This is a genomic window from Aquirufa originis (assembly GCF_042714495.1).
GTDB classification, from domain to species: domain Bacteria; phylum Bacteroidota; class Bacteroidia; order Cytophagales; family Spirosomataceae; genus Aquirufa; species Aquirufa originis.
This window is the reverse complement of record NZ_JBBKXY010000002.1, coordinates 34,451-54,047: the sequence shown is the minus strand read 5'-3', so window position 1 is coordinate 54,047 and position 19,597 is coordinate 34,451. Positions and strand designations below refer to the sequence as shown.

Genomic DNA, 19,597 nt, shown 5'->3' with positions numbered 1-19,597 from the left:
TATGAGCTTATTATCTATTGGAACCGTTGCGTTCGACGCCTTAGAAACACCTTACGGAAAGACCGATAAAATCATCGGTGGATCTTGTACGTACATTGCCTTATCTGCGGCTTTCTTTTTGCCAAAGGTAAACGTGGTAGCCGTAGTGGGAGATGATTTTCCACAAGAATACATGGACACCTTGACGTCTCGCGGCATCAATTTGGACGGTTTACAAATCAAGAAAGGGGAGAAGTCGTTCTTTTGGGCTGGTAAATACCACAACAACATGAATTCACGTGACACTTTAGTGACGGAATTGAATGTGTTAGCTGATTTCAAGCCGGAGATCCCAGCGTCTTACCAAGATTGTGATTATTTGATGTTAGGGAACTTGACGCCCCAAGTACAAATCGAGGCGATTCAAGGTCTAAACAAACGCCCAAAATTGGTCGTAATGGATACCATGAACTTCTGGATGGATGTGGCAATGGACGATTTGAAGCGCGTGTTGACGATGGTGGATGTACTTTGCATCAATGATGAAGAGGCGCGTCAATTATCTGAGCAATACTCACTTCGCACTGCCGCTAAGATGATTATGGCGATGGGACCTAAGACCTTGATTATTAAGAAAGGGGAGCACGGTGCCTTGTTATTCCAAGGAGATCGCATGTTCTATTGCCCAGCACTTCCATTAGAAGACGTTTTCGATCCGACAGGTGCGGGCGATACCTTCGTAGGAGGATTCATTGGTTACCTAGCAAAGACGGATGATATCTCGTTTGAAAACATGCGTCGCGCGATCGTTCACGGATCTGCGATGGCTTCTTTCTGTGTGGAGAAATTCGGTACAGAGCGCTTATTCGAAATCACGGAAGCTGATTTAGCGAGCCGTGTGAATGAATTCAGGGAGTTAGCTTCGTTCTAATTCTTACCCCACGATCACCTCGTGCATCAAATCCAGGTTCAGGTATTTAGCAGCCATGTCTCTAATATCCTGGGCCTGGATTTTTAGTACCTGGTCCTGGAATTGATCGTAAAAATCAGGCGCTAATCCGTTTAATTGTATCACGCGTACTTTTTCAGCGATATCAAAAGCCTGCGTCAGTTCTCCTGTGAAGCTGCCCATCAGGTAATTTTGGACGATTTCGAGTTCTTCCTGTGGTATCAATTCAGTTTGAAGAATGGTGATTTCCTTTTTAATTTCTGCCAAAGTCGCATCCACATTCTCCCCATTCACATCCGTACCTACCACCCAATACCCACCGCGTGGATAAGGTGCAAGGCTAGACGAAATGCCATAGGTGAAACCTTTATCTTCTCGAATATTTTTCTGTAATCTTGAACCGAAATATCCGCCCAAGACCGTATTCATTAAGCTAAACTTAAAATAATCAGGATGCGTTCTGGAAATCGCAGGCAAACCAAATCGAATAGAGCTTTGCACGGATCCTTCTTTTTCTTCCCGAATTTTGATGGGATTCAAAGCGATTGAAAGTGCTGGAATTATTAGTTCTGAGCTAGTGTAGTTTATTTTTCCTAGGGTTTGATCTAAATAAGCGATTTGCTCTTCGGAGATCTTTCCGGAAAGGAAAATAACTGGTTTTTGAGATGCCCACGTAGTTGCATACTGCTGGATAAGTGCTGCACGGTCTAATTTGTCAAAATCCTCCGCTACCGTAAAGCGGCCATAAGGGTCGTTAGGAAATACCTGAGCGCGAAATTTCTGGCTAGCCGAATAGGAGGTTTTCTCCCAGTTCAGTTTCGTTTTTTGACGTTCGATCTCGATCTCTTTTTCGACTTCCTCCGCTGGGAAAGTCGCTTCTTGTAGGATTTCAGAAACGAGCGGAATTAAGGAATGAAAGTGCTTCGATAATCCATACACCGTAAATGTGCCGTGATCAAGACTCGCTTGGATATCCCAAAAGGCTCCGAAAAAATCAAAATCCTGGTGAATTTCCTGCGCTGTGCGAGTACTAGTTCCGCGCTTCATTAAAGACGCTGTCATTCCAGCTAATCCCGCCAAAGAACTATGAATCGCCCCCGCTTTCGTACTTAATTCAAATTTAAAAACTTCTTGTTCTCCCGCTGAAACCACCCATACTTCAATGCCATTGGCTAATGTATACTGGAGGGGTTTGGGAAATAAAACTTTCTCCACCGGAAAGGCGGCTGGTGCGACGCTGCGATCTAACATAATTATTTTACTGGCTGATTAATGCCCGCAATGAGCGTTAAACGTAAGGTGTTCGCTAAGGGACTTCCTTGTCCACTTGGAACGAGGTAGGCGAAGTCCAAGCCGTATTTTTGATCCATCTTAAACCCTAAACCAAAGGTAAAGTACTTCCGATTTCCCTTCATTTCACTCTCGTGAAAATAACCCGTTCGTAGCGCGAAGGCATTATTGAACAAATATTCCGCGCCCACAGAGGTAGTCACCTCTTTGATTTCTTCACTGATTCCATCAGGGGCATCCGCTAAGGATCCAAAAATACCGCCGATCGCCGAAACCGTCGCAGGATCCGTTCCTACCATTTTTCCATTCACGTAAGCAGGAGGCGTAGGGACCATTAATTTGTTTAAATCAACCGTAAAGGTCAATTTGTTCAGGTCATCGATTTCATGCGTCGCCGCCATTCCGATACGTAAATTCGTAGGAATGAAGTTTTTCTCCGTTCCGCCGTAGGTCACTTTACCTGAGATATTCGAAAGAGTCAAGCCATAGCTGTATTTCCAAGGAGCCGTCGTCGGTTTCGAATAAAACACCGAAATGTCCGCGGCCACCGTTTCTGCAGGTTTCAACGCATTGTTTAATCCACCGCTCCCCTGGTAATTTCCCAGTAAGTTCGAGTTGATGTATTTCAAATTCATTCCGAGGGAAAGCGCTGGAGATAATTTTCTCGCGTGAGAGATGCCTAAAGCGAATTCTTTGGAATTAAAATTACCTGCGCTTGTTCCATTATCCAAAGTGGCTTGGAACATCCCTTGATCAAAATAATCAACCGAGAACCCAAACACCAAATTCTTCTTCGTCACCGTATAACCCGCCACATTGTATAGCGCCATATCGTTTACCAGGTTGCGCAACCAAGGAGTGTAGGAGAGCGAAAAACCCATTTTCTTTTCCGTAGTGGCTAATTTCGCTGTATTCCAGTGAATCGCATTTGCATCCACCGATAAAGCGACCCCTGCATCACCCATTGCCGCCGAACGAGCATCAGGAGCAACGTTTAAGAATAAAAGGGTGGGAGTAGGAATGCGGCCGGCATTGATTTGGCCAGAAACTAAGGTTGTTTGTGCGTAGGACGTGAATCCAAAAGCAATAAATAAAAGGGTTAGGACTCTTTTCATGGGTTATTTTATATATCCAATACGACCGCTGAAGTTTTTGAACGTAGTTCCGTCGTCGTAGCTTATTTCTAATTGGTAATAGTTGATGAAATCTAATTGGCTCTTTTCTGCCGTACTCCAATCGATCGAGAAAGTCTGATTCACCGAATCGCTTCCCGGAATCATTCCCGTCCTCTCGAGCGTTTGTTTCCCTAAGTTACTATAAATTTTTAGCTTGTAGCGATAGCTCGTCCAGCGTTTCTCTTGTAAAAAGGAAAAGCTCGTTCTCTCAGTCATCGGATTCGGGTAAATTCGGAGCGAACCTTGCTCTTTTGTATCTGCCGAAACCCGGAATTCAAACGAACAATTCCCCTGATTCGTATGCACATCAAAACAATTTGCTTTGATTTTATAGAGTCCCGGAGCTAGTGATTCAAAGGGGAAGGTAACAGTGCCTTGTTTATTATTTCCTGGCTCGGGAGTAAATACATCAGAGAAGGGAATTTCCAAGGTATCGTTGATGGAGATCACCGCTTTTTCGCCCTTAGGTCCCACAAGTCGTAAAGAACTCGCGTCGCTGATTTTAATTTGTAAGATCGGATTAGCGGAGCTAGCTAGCGGGTCAGACTCATTTAATAGGCTCGCTGTTAGTATAGGGGCGTTCACTTCTTTTTCCTCTGAGGTAGATTTCACCACGCTCTTCATTCCTCCGCCATACGTTTCCGTCGTTGTTCGCGCGGTCCATTTTAATCTCGCGGCTGGTAAGTTCGCCACAGTGAATTTGCCTTTTTCGACCTTAGCGCTGTTGATGGCCTCTAAATCACCGGATTTTACATAGCTGAATTTATCTGTTTTTGTTCCCAAAGTCTGCATAGGCTTGTCTTCTCCAAAATAATACAAACGAATTTCTCCATCAATACTGGGAGTCGTTTGTCCTTGAATGATTCCGGAAGTCAAGGTATCTAGTCGAATTGTAAGAGCCTGTTGATTCCAAGGTAACGCTAAGGTTGGGTCGCCTAGCAGGGTGATGTTGCGATTAATCACTCCAGATTGGCTATCATTCTTCGCGTCTTTAAACAAATCACCAAGTCGGTAATTTTTATCTGTTAGATGATTAGCTAACTGTCTATAAAATGCTTGACCAAACAAGTAATTACTACTTTGGAACACGGGTCGCGTCGTCGAGATGAGACCCATGGCACCGCCCTGGTTGGATAAAAGGCTTATTTCTGCTCCAGACAATTGGTTAGGGTCATCAAAGCGACCAAATTGGCAAGTCGCTGTTAACAAAAGGGGAAGATGTCGGCTGTTTTTGAGCGTTTGAATCTCGTTATTCGTGATGACTTTTTCATCTGTCCAGGCGGATTCAGATCCGTGGCCTAAGAAATGGATAAAGTCGGCATCGCGGTTAAATAGTTCTAAACTCGCTTTTTTGCCTGCTACCGAGGTATAAAATCCGTTATTCACTTCCTGGGGAAACTGGTCGATATAGGTTTTTTGGACTTGATAAGCTTCTGGGATCAAGCGCGCAAAGTCTTCCGCATCTTGTACGTGAATGTTAGCATCGCCGTCATCGGCTAGCCAGGCAAAGCGATAGGGTTGCAGCTGAGCGCGCGTCTCGTAACTGATTAATTTATTGACTACTGTATTCGCCTCTTCAAATGACTTAGCTGGAATTCGTCCGATAGCTACTTCTAAGGGCTCGTTCACCGCCTCACTGCCTTCGAGCCATTCGCCTTGGTTGTCTGCAATTAACCCAAAATAATCATCCGAAACATAGGTCTGCAAGGGTTGCAAAGACTCGCGACTTTCATAGCTCGGTACATAATTCTGTCTTTCAATGGCGGTGGCGACTTTGTTTATTCCTTTGTAATCTACTGTCGCATCGCCTAAGAATAACACATAGCGAGGTTTTTTAAGGCGGATGAAATCGCGAATCGCCGTCACATCTTGTTTTCCAGCGGAGAATTCGTTGTAGATTTCTTTGGTAGAATAGGCCTTTGCTGCTATCCCCTTCGCATTTTTATAGGACGCTAGCAGTTTTGCGGCGGGAAGAATCGATGGGCTGGAAAGGATCAGTAAGTCGACGGAGGCATCAGCTCGGATGTTTTGGTTTGCTATGACTTCTCCCGTTTTCGGGTCCACCGCTTTTGCCGGATCAAAAATCAACAGTTCAGCACCTGGAGCGACCTTGTTAAATACGAGGGAATTTACATTTTGCCAGCTCTTGCCTGTGAACTTGACCCAAACGAGGTGATTCGCCTGCCTGTTTTGAATGTTGATGCTGAAGGTTGAATCGGTTTTGTTGGGTAAAAAATAATGCGGATTCTCGTTCGTCGCATTGAATTTTCGGGGGTAATGAAGGTCGATGTAATCGATGTAACCGGAGCCGATGGTATTACCATAGGCTACATTCCAGGTCCAGCTTTGGTCCTTAATCTCTGGATTTATAGAGGCGGAGAAGGTCTGTAAATAGGCTTTTTGGTCATAGCGACCGCCTGTTGTCGCCGGAAAGCTAAGAGGTGCAATGGTGTTCCCCGGAATATTGAATGTGAAAGTGCCTGGTGCGACAGAAGAAGAGGCTAATCTGCCCGAAAGTAGGCTCGGAATCCCCGTTTTGTAGTCTGCTAGAGGATATTGAATCGTTCGGTTTACATTGCCAAAAAATCCATCACCCAGCCATTCCCTGCCTGATTGCAAGAGATTGTACGTTTCCGGCTCATAGTGAAAACGACTATAGCCGTACTCCAAAGCCGTTGTACTAGCATTAGCTGACGGAAGATCAGTCATGACTTTAGGCGCCGGATCATCTAAGCGGATGAAATAGAAAGTAGTATCGCTGTAGTGGTGGGTAAATTTCTCTCCATAAAACAAGATTTTATCTCCTTGTTTCAGGAAGGGAATCGGCTGTAAATCGATGGGTCTAGTTGCGGAGTTGGCCTGGGGCAATTCGCCTATTTCGTGTCCATAGACTCCTATTGAACTTGCTTTTAACCTGAGTGAGGAAAGCCAGGATGGGGTGATTTGGTATATGCCAGATTGGGTGATGCCTACTTTTAGCCATTGGCCACTGGATAAGACAGAATTTTGGGCAAGCGCAGCTGAAGCCACCGTAAGTAACCAAAATACAATGCTAAGAAATCTCAATCGGTAACACGTATGCATTCTTTGCCACCAGGTAGTTTCTGCCTGAATTTAATTCTTTGCAAATGTAACGGGTTCGGCGAAGTTTACCTTTGATAAAGCGCAGGTTTTTTAAGGCAAAGTGTGCGCCTTCGGCTAATTCGATGAGCGGAGTTCCCGCAGGCGGTTCTGCGTCGAAGCTTTTGAGGATGTCGACTAAGGGTTGGTATCCATTAGAGGAGGCTGCCGGATTCTTTAAATAGGCTCTGAGCACCTTGACTAAATCAGCAGGGAGTAAGTCCTCATCCAAGATGGGCTCGAATAAAGTATAGAATTCCGTCTTCCATTCCTGTCCATGCGGAAGCACTTTGTTTTTGTGAGCCAGATAAGTGGTTAAGTGAGCAACTTCGTGGATGTAGGTCACGAGGAATGCGTAGGGATTCAAATTATGGTTAACCGTCACTTGGTGCCCTTTTGCTGGGCTAAATCGGTAATCACCTAATTTTGAATCGCGGGATTTGCTGACGATAAAGTCAAAAGAATAATCATGCCAAAGTTGAAAGCAATATTCCGCTACTTTGGGAGGGAAGTGATCAAAAAAGGAATCAATCTTTTTATTCTTCATCCGATTTTAGACATAAAAAAAGTCCTTCGCATGCGAAGGACTTTTTTCTGATCGTTGTGCTAAAATTATTTAGCAGCAGCAGTGTCAGCAGCAGCAGTGTCAGCAGCAGCAGAATCAGCTGGAGCAGCAGCAGCAGCAGAATCAACAGCAACAGTGTCAGCAGAAGCTTCTGCTTTCTTCTCACCACAAGATGCTAAAGTTACCATTGCAGCAACGAAAGCTAGAGCGAATACTTTTTTCATTTCTTATTTTGTTTAAGGTTTGAGCTACAAATCTACGGCATTATTTTATAAGTACAAATAAATGCAAATAAATTTTTAAGAATTTTTTAAGGAATGGCTGCTATTTTTTGAAAAATGGCTCCAGGAGGCTTTAATCGGCTTAGGAATTCTTAAGAATTACAACCTTAGAAAAGGTCTAAATTAGATAAGTCCTATTTTAATAGGTCCTTAAAGCGATCGTAAAAGCCGCTTGATTTGAAGGTAAAGGTCTTGTGCAAGATGTAATTCGACACAAAACTATAGCCCATTCCGTGAAGGGTCGTAGCTATCTGGGTGATATTTAACTTTTTCACCGAATAAGGAATGGCAAAAAAGATATCCGGGTGATGCGCGTGAATGAAGTCGTAAGGAATCGTACTGAACAGCCAGGTAATGATGCCTGAAAAGCTGGCAACCAGGACATACTTGAACATCTCGCGTCTAGTTTGCTGACTTTGGCGCGCATTGAAGGCAAATAATTTCGTCAGGAAAAATCCCACCACTAAGGCGATGAAATAAGCAGGAAGAATGGAATCCTCGTAGGAAACGCGGAACCAATCCTTAATTAATCCACCAGCGAGTAATTGAACACAAGCCCCTAATCCAGCCACCACGAAGTAGGCGAATAAGTCTTTTTGATTAAAGAGGGGGGCTTTCTTGTCGGTCAAAGGCCTGGATTAAAAGAGGTTTTTAACGATGCTTGGATAAATGCCTAACAACAGAGTGCCTAGCGTACAAGCCCACATCGCGAACTTTACTAAACCTGGTAATTCTATGCGTTCGATATCTCCTTCTTTAAAGTAGATCGCAATAATTCCTTTGAAATAGTAATAAACCCCTACTGCAGACATCACAATGGCTAAAATCACTGGATAGTAAACGTGGCGATTAAAGATGTCAGAGAAGACGAAGAATTTACCCCAAAAACCAGCCGTCAACGGAATCCCCGCTAAAGACAATAAGGCGATTGTAAAGCAGAAGGCTAAACCTGGATTTTGTTTGGCTAAACCTTCAAACGAACTGAAGTTCTCTGGTTTCTCGGTACGCCCTGTTTGGTATTCCGCGACTAACATTACCACACCGAAGGCCACGATGGTCGCTAAGGTGTAGGATAATGAATAATACAAGATGGTAGATGGCGTGCTTACTTGATTCGCGCTCACCGTTAATAACATATAACCCGCGTGTGAAATACTCGAATAGGCTAACATACGTTTCGCTGATTGTTGGTACACCGCTGTGATGTTTCCGACTAAAAGCGTCAACATACTGATGTAGTAAATAGGGTATACCCACGTTCCGTACATCGTTCCAAACGGCCCAGAAAGCAATTGGTACAAGGCCGCAAAACTGGCTGCTTTTACTACTGTCGACATAAACATCGTAAAGATCGTAGGAGCTCCTTCGTACACATCTGGAGTCCAGAAGTGGAAAGGTGCTGCTGAAATCTTAAATAAGAACCCTACCAAAATCAATAATACCCCGATTGATAAAAACACTGGTGTTGATTCTGGTGGTGTATTCGCGATGGCTTGAGCGATATTAACCAGGTAGAATGAGCGCGTTGCACCGTATACTAAGGTAATTCCGAACAGTAAAATACCTGTTGCGAAAGAACCCATCAAGAAGTATTTCAAGGCCGCCTCGTTCGAACGCAAATTACGCTTGTCTGAACCTGTTAACACATACATCGCAACGGAAAGGATTTCTAAACCCACGAAGAACATAATCAAGTGGTCGAATGAAACCATTAAAATAGCCCCCACAACCGAGAACAATAGAATCGCGTAGTATTCTGCTGGATGCGTATGCTCTTCATCGATGCCAAAGCCTTTGGAAAAACTAACCACCATAAAGGCTGCTAATTGAATGATTAAGCTGAAGCTGATGGAAGTATTCGTGGTGTGGAACATATGTCCATACCATAACATTTCGTGGTTCCAATCCATAGCCGTCAAAGCCATACTGCCTGCTAAGAAAAGTAGCGTCGCTGCTTGAATCGATTTTCTGGAAAGCCAAAAGCCCAAGAATAAATTTAAAATACCTAGAAGTGATAATGCAATGATAGCCGTCATAATGCTTTTTAATACTATTTTATTTGAACCATTGGATTAATTGCTGAACCGCTGGCTCACTAAAACCTAAAACTGTCGATGGGAAAATTCCGCCTAGAATAACCAAGGCGCTCAACGGAATTAACACCGCTTTCTCTGCAAACGTTAAGTCTGCAAAATCAGCCGTGATGCGTGAAACATTTCCGAACATCGATTTCTGAATCAAACGCAACGTATACACCGCACCTAAGATGATGGTGATCCCAGCAATGATGCCTAGAACTAGATTTTGGTCGAATACACTTTTCAATAACAAGAATTCCCCGATGAAACCATTCGTTAATGGTAACGCCACCGAACCTAAACTCAAGATCACAAAAGTGACCGTCAAAGGATACGAGAATTGCGTGATACCGCCTAACTGAGCGATTTCTCTTGACTTCGTTCTGCGCTCAATAATCTCAATCACAAAGAATAAACCGATGATGTTGATACCGTGCGATAACATTTGGTACAAGGCGCCTTGAATACCTTCGATGCTTCCGGATAAGATACCTGCAGACATCAAGCCCACGTGCGCAAAGGAAGAATAGGCTAATAAGCGTTTCGCGTCTTTTTGTTGGATGGCGATAATCGAACCGTAAATCACGCCGATCACCGATAAAATCGATGCCGTCAAGCCCCATGTCGCTACACCTAAAGGGAACATAGGTAAGACTAAACGAATCACTCCGTAGGTACCCATCTTCAACATAATACCCGATAATAACATTGTTCCTTGTGCTGGAGCCACGGTATAGGTATCTGGTTGCCATGTGTGGAACGGGAAAACCGGCATCTTGATGGCGAATGCCAAAAAGAAGGCCGCAAATAAATACCCTTGTTGGTCAGCGCTTAAGCCTTTTGCGGTTTGATACAATACCTCAATATCCGCTGAGTGAAACTCGCCAGGTGTTTGTAAATACACATACACTAAAGCGATTAAGAAGAATAAAGACCCAAACAAGGTATATACAAAGAACTTAAACGTAATCGCATTCTTGTTCTCGCCGCCATAAATCGCTGCTAAGAAGTAAATCGGTAATAAGGACGCTTCGAAGAAGAAATAAAACAAGAACGCATCTTTCGCTAAGAACGCTCCCATTAAGGCCGTTTGCATGGCTAACATCAAACCCTGGAATTGAGCGTTGTTTGCGCGATCTGTATTTGCCGTAGTCGCTACGATGAACGGAACTAACAAGGCACAAAGTCCGATTAAAACGCCGCTGATTCCATCCACATACAGGGAAAAGGATAAACCCGCTTCCGCTACCCAAGGAGCAGAAAAGGAAACAGGGTTAAGGCTAGCTTCTTGTAGAACAAAGGCGGTGGCCGCTAATTCAATAATGGAGGCCGCTAGAGAAATAGCGAACGCGTTCTTTGGCTTGAAGATCAACAAAGCTGACCCAATCAAAAGCGGAAATAAAAGTATAAATAGTAGATACATAGCTATGTTGCGATCGGATTATTGAAGGATCGTACTTTTTAAACTAACAAATAAGATGACAACGATGGCCGCGACCATGCAGAATAGGTAGATGCCTACATTTCCTGTTTGGGCTCTGCGGAACTCGCTCGAAGCATATTTTACAAAACGACCTAAGCCCTCTACGAACAAGTCGATCACTAAAAAGTCGATCACTTGGAAGAAGAAGTTCGATAAGAAAGCGATAGGCTTAACAAACAGCATATCGTATAATTCGTCGATGTAGAATTTGTGGTAAATCACTTTTTGGATACCTGAGATTTCTGCGTCTTCAGATGGTACTGATTTCTGCATGCCAAAAACGTAGATGGCTAAGAAGGCTGGCAAGAATGCCGCTAAAAGTGGTGCGCCACCTTCTAAACTCAAGAAGTTAACTTCTCCAGCTTCACCGGCTTCTGGCAATAAGGGTGCTAACCAATGCGCTAAGAATTCATTTCCTCCCGCGAAGTGAGGTAAGTTGATTAAACCGCCACCCACAGAGAATACCGCCAAGATAATCAACGGTAATGTCATCGTGATGGGCGATTCGTGTAAATGATGCGCTTGCTTTTCCGTTCCTCTGAACTCTCCGTAGAAAGTCAAAATGAATACACGGAACATATAGAAAGAGGTTAAAGCAGATCCCAAAATCGCTAAACCCCACATAATAGGATCGTGGTGGTAAAGGCTCGCTAGGATCTCATCTTTCGAGAAGAAACCCGCGAAAGGAGGAATACCCGCAATCGCAATCGTTCCTAACATAAAAGTAATGAACGTGATGGGCATCTTCGATTTCAACCCGCCCATACGGCGAATATCTTGTTCGTCTGACATCGCGTGAATCACAGAACCAGCGCCTAAGAAAAGTAGGGCCTTAAAGAACGCGTGCGTCATCACGTGGAAGAACGACGCCGTATACGCTGAAGCGCCTAAGCCCATAAACATGTAGCCTAACTGGGACACCGTAGAATAAGCAAGGACTTTTTTGATATCGTTTTGGAAAAGACCAATCGCAGCGCCTAACAAGGCTGTAGCTAAACCAATCCAACCTACAAAATGCAATACTTCTGGGCTTAATTCAAACAAGGCATTCGCACGAATCACCATGTAAATACCCGCCGTCACCATCGTCGCCGCGTGAATCAAAGCCGAAACTGGCGTAGGACCCGCCATCGCATCTGGAAGCCAAGTAAACAAAGGAATTTGTGCTGATTTACCCATCGCACCGATGAATAAACAGAAAGCGATGATGCTTAAATCAGTCGTATAATCGCCACTTTGAATGGCAGTGAAAATCGTCTGGTAGTCGGTTGTTCCGAAATCCTGGATCAATAAAAAGATCCCTACTAAGAAACCTAAATCACCGATACGGTTCATGATGAAGGCCTTGCGGGCTGCATCTCCGTAAGAATTCTTTTGGTTCCAAAACCCAATCAATAGATAAGAACATAAACCTACGCCTTCCCATCCGATGAATAAAACCGTAAAGTTAGCCCCTAAAACGAGGATTAACATAAAGAACACGAACAGGTTCAAGAAGGCAAAAAACTTACCAAAACCCGCATCGTGGGACATATACCCAATCGAATACACGTGAATCAAGGTGCCCACTCCCGTGATGACGAGGAGCATTAAGATCGATAATTGATCGATTTGGAAGGCAAATGGGATCTCTAAAGAACCTACCTTAATCCAATCCGCGATGGGAAGAATCTGTGCCTGACCGTCAAAATTCAAGAATAACTGAAGTGATAAAGCGAAGGCAACCAAAGGAGGAATGGTTCCAATGATGCCCGCAATTTGCTTCGGTAATTTCGGGTACGCTAACCCATTAATAGCAAAGCCTACTAAGGGTAATAGTGGAATGAGGAATAGTAAAGACATATTAATTGGGCGGAATTTGCGCTTAATTAGTTTTTCAATTTGTTAAGAACACCGATGTCGATGCTTTGAATATTTCGGTAAATCATCACGATAATCGCTAAACCAACAGCCACTTCTGCTGCGGCCACAGCCATAATGAAGAATACGAAAATTTGACCGGCTGGGTCAGAATAGTAGGAAGAAAAGGCAGCTAACAATAAGTTAACGGCATTTAACATTAATTCGATCGCCATAAATACGATGATCGCGTTTCTACGTGTTAATACGCCCAAGATACCAATGCAAAACAAAGCTGAGCTCAGCATAATGTAATGGGTTAATGGAATCGTACGGATAATTTCTGGTATTGATTGCATAGTCTTAAATAATAACAAAGGCTTCAGGCAAAAGCCTGTCCAAAAAATGCATTTATGCGAGGCAAAAATACGAAAATATCTGATAGCCTCGACATCAAAAATGCCTTAACGCTGAAAACCTTGCAATTTTATTTCGGTCAGTTTGCGCTTGGTGTCCATCGGGAAATCACCCTTCATCATCCAGTCGTAATAGGACGGGTCAGACTTCAAAACGTCGAGCACAGGTCTACCGATGTGTTTGCCAAAATTAAAGCAAGCCACTCGGTCTTTATTGTAGGCCATGCGGTTAGCGTAGTCAATTGAATTAGAGGCACTTAGTTCGTGCAACTTGTCCATATCGTTTTGAATAGGGAAAACTTCCTTGCCATCCGCATCCTTAATCGCCTTGTTCGCATAGTGTTTCACTTGCGCGTTCAACACTTCTAAAGTGGCTAACACATCCGCCTCAGCTCCGTGTGCTCCGATTAATTCTTTGCCACAGTAAAATTGGTAGGCAGCGGTTAAATTACGCGGTTCCATTAAATGGAAAATGCGTTGCGCATCCACTAATTTTCTGTTTTTCATATCGAAATCCACCTCAGCGCGTAGCATTTCCTCTACCAGCATAGGCACATCGAAACGATTGGAGTTAAAGCCAGCGAGGTCACAGCCGTCTAAAAAAGTAGATAGGGAGCGAGCCACCATTCGAAAAGTTGGTTCGTCTTTCACATCTTCATCATAGATGCCGTGTACTAAAGAAGCCTCTAAAGGAATCGGAATACCTGGATTCACGCGACGCGTTTTTACCTCCACGGTTCCGTCTAGATTCGCTTTGGCAATGGAAATTTCCACAATGCGATCGCGGTTAATCTGTATCCCCGTCGTCTCTAAATCGAAAAATGCGAGAGGTCTCTTTAGCTGTAATTGATGTTCCATAGGATATTTTAAAATGGGCTAAAGCAAAGGTAAGTTATTATTACCTTTGTTACATGAATTTTAGCCCGAAAGCACTTTTTTTTGACTGGGATCACACGCTGTGGGATCACGACTTAAATGCCAAAGAAGTTTTACTGGATTTAGCCGCTGAATACTCACTAGCCATAGAACCCTTAAGCTACTGGGCGACCTTTGAAAAAATCAATACTAGTTTGTGGGACCAATACGCAGCAGGCGAAATATCGCAGGCGGAACTAAGGGAAACGCGCTTTGTGCGCTTTTTTCAAGAATTGGGTGTTGAAGGCCCATCTTCAGAATTTGGCGATAAATACCTCGAGCGTGCACCTCGAAAGACGAATTTGATGCCAGGCGCATTTGAAATCATTCAAGATTTAGCGGCTCATTTCCCTTTGTACATTTTGACGAATGGTTTCGACGATATTCAATACGTGAAGATTGAAGGGGCAGGGATGCGCTCCTTTTTCAAAGAGATTATTACATCGCAGCAAGTAGGGACGAAGAAGCCGAATCCGTTATTTTATGAATATGCTTTAGAACGCGCAGGTATTCAGCCTGGAGAGGCGCTGATGATCGGCGATCACATAGAGGCTGATGTCAGGGGAGCATTGAACGCGGGAATTCCAGCGATTCATTATAATCCCTTTTCGGTAGCAACGGATTTACCTCACGAAATCCAGCATTTAGACGAATTGAGGAGCTTACTCGAAAATCGATAATTGGTTATCGCTCGATTTACGGTCAAAAATCTTCTTGTCTCTAATGAATTTCTTGTTCTCTTCTAAGAACAAGATGAATTTTTCGATCTGGTCGTATTGGAAACTGAAATCGATATTTTTTACATCGTAAGATTCCACATACACCTGTTTGAAGTCCGTAATAACGTAGTCTAGGCGCTCAATACCGTATTTCTGTAGACCTAATAAATATAGGTTTTGGTGGTTAGTCAAAAAGCGATTCGGCTCGTAATAGGCTGTGCTTTTTAGGTCAAATGCCACCGTGTCTCCCACACCATCAATGTAGCCGTAAATCTGCGCGTTTTTATAGCGCGATTCTACGTAAAATTGGGTTTTGTATTTGGCAGGCAATAATTCACGCGCTTGATCGATGATACCTTCTGCAAAAGCCTCTTCATTTTCGCCCAAAGTCACTGCTCGTTCAAAATCAATCCCTTTTTGCTGTGCATTCGTCGTCGGTTTACGCACGCGGTTGATGCGATCGATTAGCTCGATTTCATCCACGATGATTTTGCCATTTCCATCACGGGATTGGCTCACATAGAGGTTAAAGGAATTTAAAAGCGTGGGATATAAGCGGTAAATCATGGCGTAATTTATTGAATTTGGAGGCGAGTCACAATTTCGTCTTCGATTAAATGCGATTTTGTGATCTCTGCCACATCTTCCACCTGCACATTGCCGTAGAAAACGCCTTCTGGATACACGACCATCGTAGGTCCTTTTCCACAGAAATCAAGGCATCCTGATTTCTGGACGCGGATTTTAGCCGTTCCACCTTGGGCTGCATAGCTCGCGCGGAAAGCGTCTACTAATTCCATTCCGTGACTAGAACCGCAACATTTTTTAGGGGCATCTTTGTCGTTAGCGCAGATAAATACGTGTTTTTCGAAGTGCATATTATTAGCTATTAAGAATTAAAACGATGGGGCAATGATCGGAATGTTTCACATCCGGTAGGATAGAGGCGTGTTGGATTTTTTCTGCCAAAGCCTCAGATACCATCTGATAATCAATTCGCCAGCCCAAGTTTTTGCCACGAGCTCCCGCGCGGTAGGACCACCAGCTATAGTGGTGAGGTTCTGCATTGATTGCTCTAAAGGAGTCCACAAACCCGCGGCTCACGAATCCATCCATCCATTCGCGTTCTTCCGGCAAGAAACCAGAACTGTTTGCGTTGCCTTTCGGGTTATGAATGTCGATGGCTTTGTGGCAAATATTGTAATCGCCGGCAATGACTAAATTCGGAAATTCAATCTTGAGGGCGTTAATGTAGTTTTGAAAATCGCCTAACCAGTCCATTTTGAAGGCTTGTCTTTCATCACCGCTGGAGCCGGATGGCATGTAAACGCTCATCACCGAAAATCCGTCGTAATCAGCACGTATAACGCGACCTTCGGCATCGTATTTATCGATACCGCAACCCACTGATACGTTATTTGGCCTGATTTTACTAAAAATGGCTACACCAGAATAACCTTTTTTCTGAGCCGAATGCCAATAAACCTCATAGCCCAAAGCGAAAATTTCGCTTAAGTCCACTTGTTCCACTTCCGCTTTCAATTCTTGAATGCAGATGATATCTGGGTTTTCTTCTTGAAGCCAAGAAACGAAACCTTTGGTCATGGCGGCACGAATGCCGTTTACGTTATAACTAATGATCTTCATTCGGGAATACCTCGGTTTTGAAATAATGAATGATGTGTGCTTTTAAGAGGATTTCTTGCTCTTTTAATGGCAGCGATGGAATTCCTTGTACATTCTCCCAATGCGGCCAACCTTCCTCATCCAAGCCATCCAAACGGTAAAAATCACTATAGCTCAATACCTTACAGGTGGCGATGTGGAGGAGATCTTGCTTTTGTTCTTTGGTAAAATGCGCGTGACCTTGACCTAATTCCTGTACCCCGATCATCAACAAGATCGGTTCCATTTCAGTGGGACGCTTGCCAAACGAGTTTTCGAAAAAATCGAGAATCATCTCCCATTCTTCTTTTACTACTATCGGCTCGAATTCCATAAAGGGGTTGAATTTAATGAGATGCAAATTAGCCACAAAAAATGATTAATTGCCGTAGATGTCGTAATTTTGAAAACCAATAACCAAAAAATCAGTTTATAAAATGCATTCAATTGCACAGAAGCGTACATTTACTACTCAACCTCCCCACAAACGAACCTTTAAAAAAATGAAATCCTTTTCCATCCCCTCTTTATTTAAGAGTAATTTGATCGGTCGGATTAAAGAGGCTCGTCGAGTACAAGATAAATTAAAGAAAGATTTTACGCCTACACACTTGGATTTTGGCCCAGTGGAGGTGTTGCTGTCCCGTCATTTTGGATTCTGCTATGGAGTTGAAAATGCGGTGGAAACAGCCTATCAGATTATCGATGAAAATCCGGATAAACGTATTTTCTTATTGTCAGAAATGATTCACAATCCTGCCGTAAATGCGGACTTATTGGATCGTGGGGTACGTTTTATTCAAGACACACACGGAAATCAAATTGTGGACTGGTCAGAGTTAAGCTCGAATGATGTGGTGATTGTACCTGCATTTGGAACAACTTTAGAGACGCAAGCCATCTTGCAATCCCGTGGAATTGATCCTTATGCGTTTGATACCACCTGCCCTTTTGTAGAAAAAGTGTGGAATCGGGCGGATGCGATAGGAAAGAAGGATTACACCGTGATTGTGCACGGAAAACCTAGTCACGAGGAGACGAAGGCAACGTTTTCTCATTCTCAATCCGTGACACCGACCTTGATTATCAAAGATATCAAGCAGGCGATTGCTTTAGCGGCTTATATTAAAGAAGAAAAAACACCGGAAGAGTTTTTTGTAGAATTTGATGGACAATATTCAGCTGGATTTAATCCGGCGAAAGATTTAAAACGCATTGGAGTGGTCAATCAGACAACGATGTTGGCAACGGATACACAAGAAATTGTGGATTACTTACGTCAAATCATCCGCTTGCACTTCCAATTATCGCCTGAAAACATCAAGGATTATTTTGCAGATACACGCGATACGCTCTGTTACGCCACGAATGATAACCAGAGTGCTACCTATGGTTTATTAGCCGAGGAGGCAGATTTCGCCATTGTCGCAGGTGGTTATAATTCTTCGAATACAGCTCATTTAGTCGATTTGTGTGTCGAGAAATTGCCGACCTATTTTATCAAGAACGCTGAAAAATTGATTTCTGCAGATCAAGTATTGCATTTTGATAATGTGGCCAAAGAAGAGCGTGTTTCGACTTCCTTCATTCCTACGAAAGAGAAAACGCGTGTTTTGTTAACCTGCGGAGCTTCTTGCCCAGACGCGGTGATGGAAGAAATCTTGCGCAAGCTAGTTTCCTTTTTCCCGGGAGCTGAGGACGTGGATGAAGTGGTTAATACGAATCTACAATCTTCTTAACGGCAGGCAAGTAACCTTCTCCGAACAGATTGACGTGTACCAATAGTGGGTACAGATTGTACAAAGGTATGCGTTCATGGAATCCTTTTTCAATCGGAAAATTCGCATTGTATGCCTCATAAAACGACTCGTCAAACCCTCCAAACATGGTAGTAAAGGCTAATTCTGCCTCCCTGAAACCATAATAGCAGGCCGGATCCACTAGCGTAATTAATCCCTGCGGATTTGTCATGGCATTTCCAGACCAAAGGTCCCCGTGGATTAAGGCTGACTTTTCGTTCGGAAGAAGGGAGGGTAATTTTTCAAACAAGGTTTCAAATTTGGCCTCTAATTCAGCATCGATTTTACGATCATAAATCGCTCTGGCTAATTGATTGCGCAAGCGATGTTCGATGAAAAAGGCAATCCCATTCTGATTCCAAGTATTGATTTGCGGCGCCGCTCCGATATAGTTCGTGTAATCGAGTCCGTGTCCGTTTTCAGCTGTATTTTTGTGCAATCGAGCCAGTTTCTCCCCAAAATCCACCCAGTAATTTGCTGCTTTTTCTCCCGATGGAATACATTCCATCATCAAGTATTCTTTTTCCTCCATCGTTCCCGTACCCATAACGCTCGGCACCGAAATGGAGGAAGTTTTTCCGATTAAATCTAGGTTTTTCGCTTCAGCATCAAACAGGCCTTGGTGATCACCTTGGTTCCATTTGATGAAGTATTCGTCCGCATTTTTCAATTGCACACGCACTGCCAAGTTAAAATTTCCCCCGTAGAAAAATTCTAGGTCCTTCACTTCGGTGTTCTCCCCTAAATGATGCTGGATAATTTTATCAATAAACTGGTATTGTGCTTGCGTTTCCGTGGACATAGGACAAAATTACCTTATTTTCTTTTAAAAAGCGGAACCGTACTGCAAGGTTCTCCAAAAAATAGGCTCTTCGCCACCGGTTGTAATAATTGCGTGATTTTCAAATAGGCCTCGGTAGGAACGGATTCTTTCGAGCAACCTTTGATAACGATTTTGGCATCCTGAAAATCTTCCGGCTTTATTTTCACCAAAGCCTGCTCAAACAAAGTCTTTTCCAAATCGGCTAGATTCCCGAAAACGAGTGTTTTCGCATATGGAGTCAACTGTACGCCCAATAACATATAGGCCCAAGTAGGAATAATCGCATCCTCACTACAACCCACCGCCACGTGTTTTCCTGCATAGCTTGACCAATCGTGGCCACTGATAAATTCTCTGAAATCCTTCTCGCGCAAGGCGACGCCTTGGAACAATTGATCCTTGATGTCGATGAAAACACGCTCACCCGGAACGCGTAAATCTTCTAGGTCGATTTGCGTCAGTCCACTTTGGTTAACTCGGTTGATGATTTCCTCTGCCATC

General features: G+C 43.5%; 20 protein-coding genes. 3 read left to right on the top strand and 17 right to left on the bottom strand.

The genetic code is table 11. The features are described from left to right. Position 1 precedes the first annotated feature (1 nt). Positions 2–910, top strand: coding sequence for a PfkB family carbohydrate kinase (locus SKC35_RS05635; RefSeq protein ID WP_377978446.1), 909 nt, complete (start codon positions 2–4; stop codon positions 908–910). Positions 911–913: 3 nt separating this feature from the next. On the opposite strand, the gene SKC35_RS05630 is transcribed toward SKC35_RS05635, so the two are convergent. The 11 genes from SKC35_RS05630 to SKC35_RS05580 all read right to left on the bottom strand — a co-directional run bounded on the left by SKC35_RS05630 (position 914) and on the right by SKC35_RS05580 (position 14,033). Then, the gene (locus SKC35_RS05630; RefSeq protein WP_377978445.1) at positions 914–2,179 is read right to left on the bottom strand and encodes a M16 family metallopeptidase; all 1,266 of its coding nucleotides are present in this window, start codon (positions 2,177–2,179) and stop codon (positions 914–916) included. A 2-nt stretch (positions 2,180–2,181) separates the two neighbouring features. After that, positions 2,182–3,333 carry a type IX secretion system outer membrane channel protein PorV gene (gene porV, locus SKC35_RS05625; RefSeq protein ID WP_377978444.1) on the bottom strand — a complete coding sequence of 384 codons (1,152 nt, stop codon included), beginning with the start codon at positions 3,331–3,333 and terminating at the stop codon, positions 2,182–2,184. A 3-nt stretch (positions 3,334–3,336) separates the two neighbouring features. Then, positions 3,337–6,459, bottom strand: a complete 3,123-nt coding sequence (gene porU, locus SKC35_RS05620) for a type IX secretion system sortase PorU (protein ID WP_377978443.1) — start codon at positions 6,457–6,459, stop codon at positions 3,337–3,339. Beyond that, positions 6,446–7,060, bottom strand: a complete 615-nt coding sequence (locus SKC35_RS05615) for a SprT-like domain-containing protein (RefSeq protein WP_377978442.1) — start codon at positions 7,058–7,060, stop codon at positions 6,446–6,448. The genes porU and SKC35_RS05615 overlap by 14 nt, the downstream gene beginning before the upstream one ends. Before the next feature lie 65 nt (positions 7,061–7,125). Then, positions 7,126–7,266 carry a hypothetical protein gene (locus SKC35_RS05610; RefSeq protein ID WP_377978441.1) on the bottom strand — a complete coding sequence of 47 codons (141 nt, stop codon included), beginning with the start codon at positions 7,264–7,266 and terminating at the stop codon, positions 7,126–7,128. 227 nt (positions 7,267–7,493) lie between these two features. Beyond that, positions 7,494–7,988 carry a GtrA family protein gene (locus SKC35_RS05605; protein ID WP_377978440.1) on the bottom strand — a complete coding sequence of 165 codons (495 nt, stop codon included), beginning with the start codon at positions 7,986–7,988 and terminating at the stop codon, positions 7,494–7,496. A 9-nt stretch (positions 7,989–7,997) separates the two neighbouring features. Then, on the bottom strand, positions 7,998–9,395 hold the full coding sequence (locus tag SKC35_RS05600; protein ID WP_377978439.1) for an NADH-quinone oxidoreductase subunit N: 1,398 nt from the start codon (positions 9,393–9,395) through the stop codon (positions 7,998–8,000). Between the two features lie 19 nt (positions 9,396–9,414). After that, positions 9,415–10,860 (bottom strand): complex I subunit 4 family protein, encoded by a 1,446-nt coding sequence (locus tag SKC35_RS05595; RefSeq protein ID WP_377978438.1) that lies wholly within the window; start codon positions 10,858–10,860, stop codon positions 9,415–9,417. Between the two features lie 18 nt (positions 10,861–10,878). Continuing rightward, a complete protein-coding gene (gene nuoL, locus SKC35_RS05590; RefSeq protein WP_377978437.1) occupies positions 10,879–12,762 on the bottom strand; it encodes an NADH-quinone oxidoreductase subunit L in 1,884 nt (627 codons plus the stop codon). 26 nt (positions 12,763–12,788) lie between these two features. Further along, positions 12,789–13,118, bottom strand: coding sequence for an NADH-quinone oxidoreductase subunit NuoK (nuoK, locus tag SKC35_RS05585; RefSeq protein WP_130895356.1), 330 nt, complete (start codon positions 13,116–13,118; stop codon positions 12,789–12,791). 105 nt (positions 13,119–13,223) lie between these two features. Further along, positions 13,224–14,033, bottom strand: a complete 810-nt coding sequence (locus SKC35_RS05580) for an exonuclease domain-containing protein (protein WP_377978436.1) — start codon at positions 14,031–14,033, stop codon at positions 13,224–13,226. A 53-nt stretch (positions 14,034–14,086) separates the two neighbouring features. Between SKC35_RS05580 and SKC35_RS05575 the strand changes: the two genes are divergently transcribed. Then, on the top strand, positions 14,087–14,770 hold the full coding sequence (locus tag SKC35_RS05575; RefSeq protein ID WP_377978435.1) for a YjjG family noncanonical pyrimidine nucleotidase: 684 nt from the start codon (positions 14,087–14,089) through the stop codon (positions 14,768–14,770). Here the strand turns inward: SKC35_RS05575 and SKC35_RS05570 are convergent. Genes SKC35_RS05570 through SKC35_RS05555 form a run of 4 tightly spaced genes read right to left on the bottom strand, consistent with a single transcriptional unit; the run spans position 14,753 to position 16,808 of the window. Next, positions 14,753–15,376, bottom strand: coding sequence for a hypothetical protein (locus SKC35_RS05570; RefSeq protein WP_377978434.1), 624 nt, complete (start codon positions 15,374–15,376; stop codon positions 14,753–14,755). The two genes, SKC35_RS05575 and SKC35_RS05570, sit on opposite strands and share 18 nt — an antisense overlap. A gap of 8 nt (positions 15,377–15,384) precedes the next feature. Next, positions 15,385–15,687 (bottom strand): (2Fe-2S) ferredoxin domain-containing protein, encoded by a 303-nt coding sequence (locus SKC35_RS05565; protein ID WP_377978433.1) that lies wholly within the window; start codon positions 15,685–15,687, stop codon positions 15,385–15,387. A gap of 4 nt (positions 15,688–15,691) precedes the next feature. Beyond that, positions 15,692–16,456 (bottom strand): exodeoxyribonuclease III, encoded by a 765-nt coding sequence (locus SKC35_RS05560; RefSeq protein WP_377978432.1) that lies wholly within the window; start codon positions 16,454–16,456, stop codon positions 15,692–15,694. Beyond that, a complete protein-coding gene (locus tag SKC35_RS05555; RefSeq protein ID WP_223131526.1) occupies positions 16,443–16,808 on the bottom strand; it encodes a hypothetical protein in 366 nt (121 codons plus the stop codon). Before SKC35_RS05555 ends, SKC35_RS05560 begins: the two co-directional genes overlap by 14 nt. A gap of 103 nt (positions 16,809–16,911) precedes the next feature. Here SKC35_RS05555 and SKC35_RS05550 point away from each other — a divergent pair, with 103 nt between their 5' ends. After that, a complete protein-coding gene (locus tag SKC35_RS05550; RefSeq protein WP_377978431.1) occupies positions 16,912–18,213 on the top strand; it encodes a 4-hydroxy-3-methylbut-2-enyl diphosphate reductase in 1,302 nt (433 codons plus the stop codon). Here SKC35_RS05550 and SKC35_RS05545 read toward each other — a convergent pair. Both SKC35_RS05545 and SKC35_RS05540 read right to left on the bottom strand, forming a co-directional pair. Beyond that, positions 18,188–19,075, bottom strand: coding sequence for a fructosamine kinase family protein (locus SKC35_RS05545; protein WP_377978430.1), 888 nt, complete (start codon positions 19,073–19,075; stop codon positions 18,188–18,190). The two genes, SKC35_RS05550 and SKC35_RS05545, sit on opposite strands and share 26 nt — an antisense overlap. 14 nt (positions 19,076–19,089) lie before the next feature. Then, on the bottom strand, positions 19,090–19,596 hold the full coding sequence (locus tag SKC35_RS05540) for a DUF2480 family protein (protein WP_377978429.1): 507 nt from the start codon (positions 19,594–19,596) through the stop codon (positions 19,090–19,092). Position 19,597 lies beyond the last annotated feature (1 nt).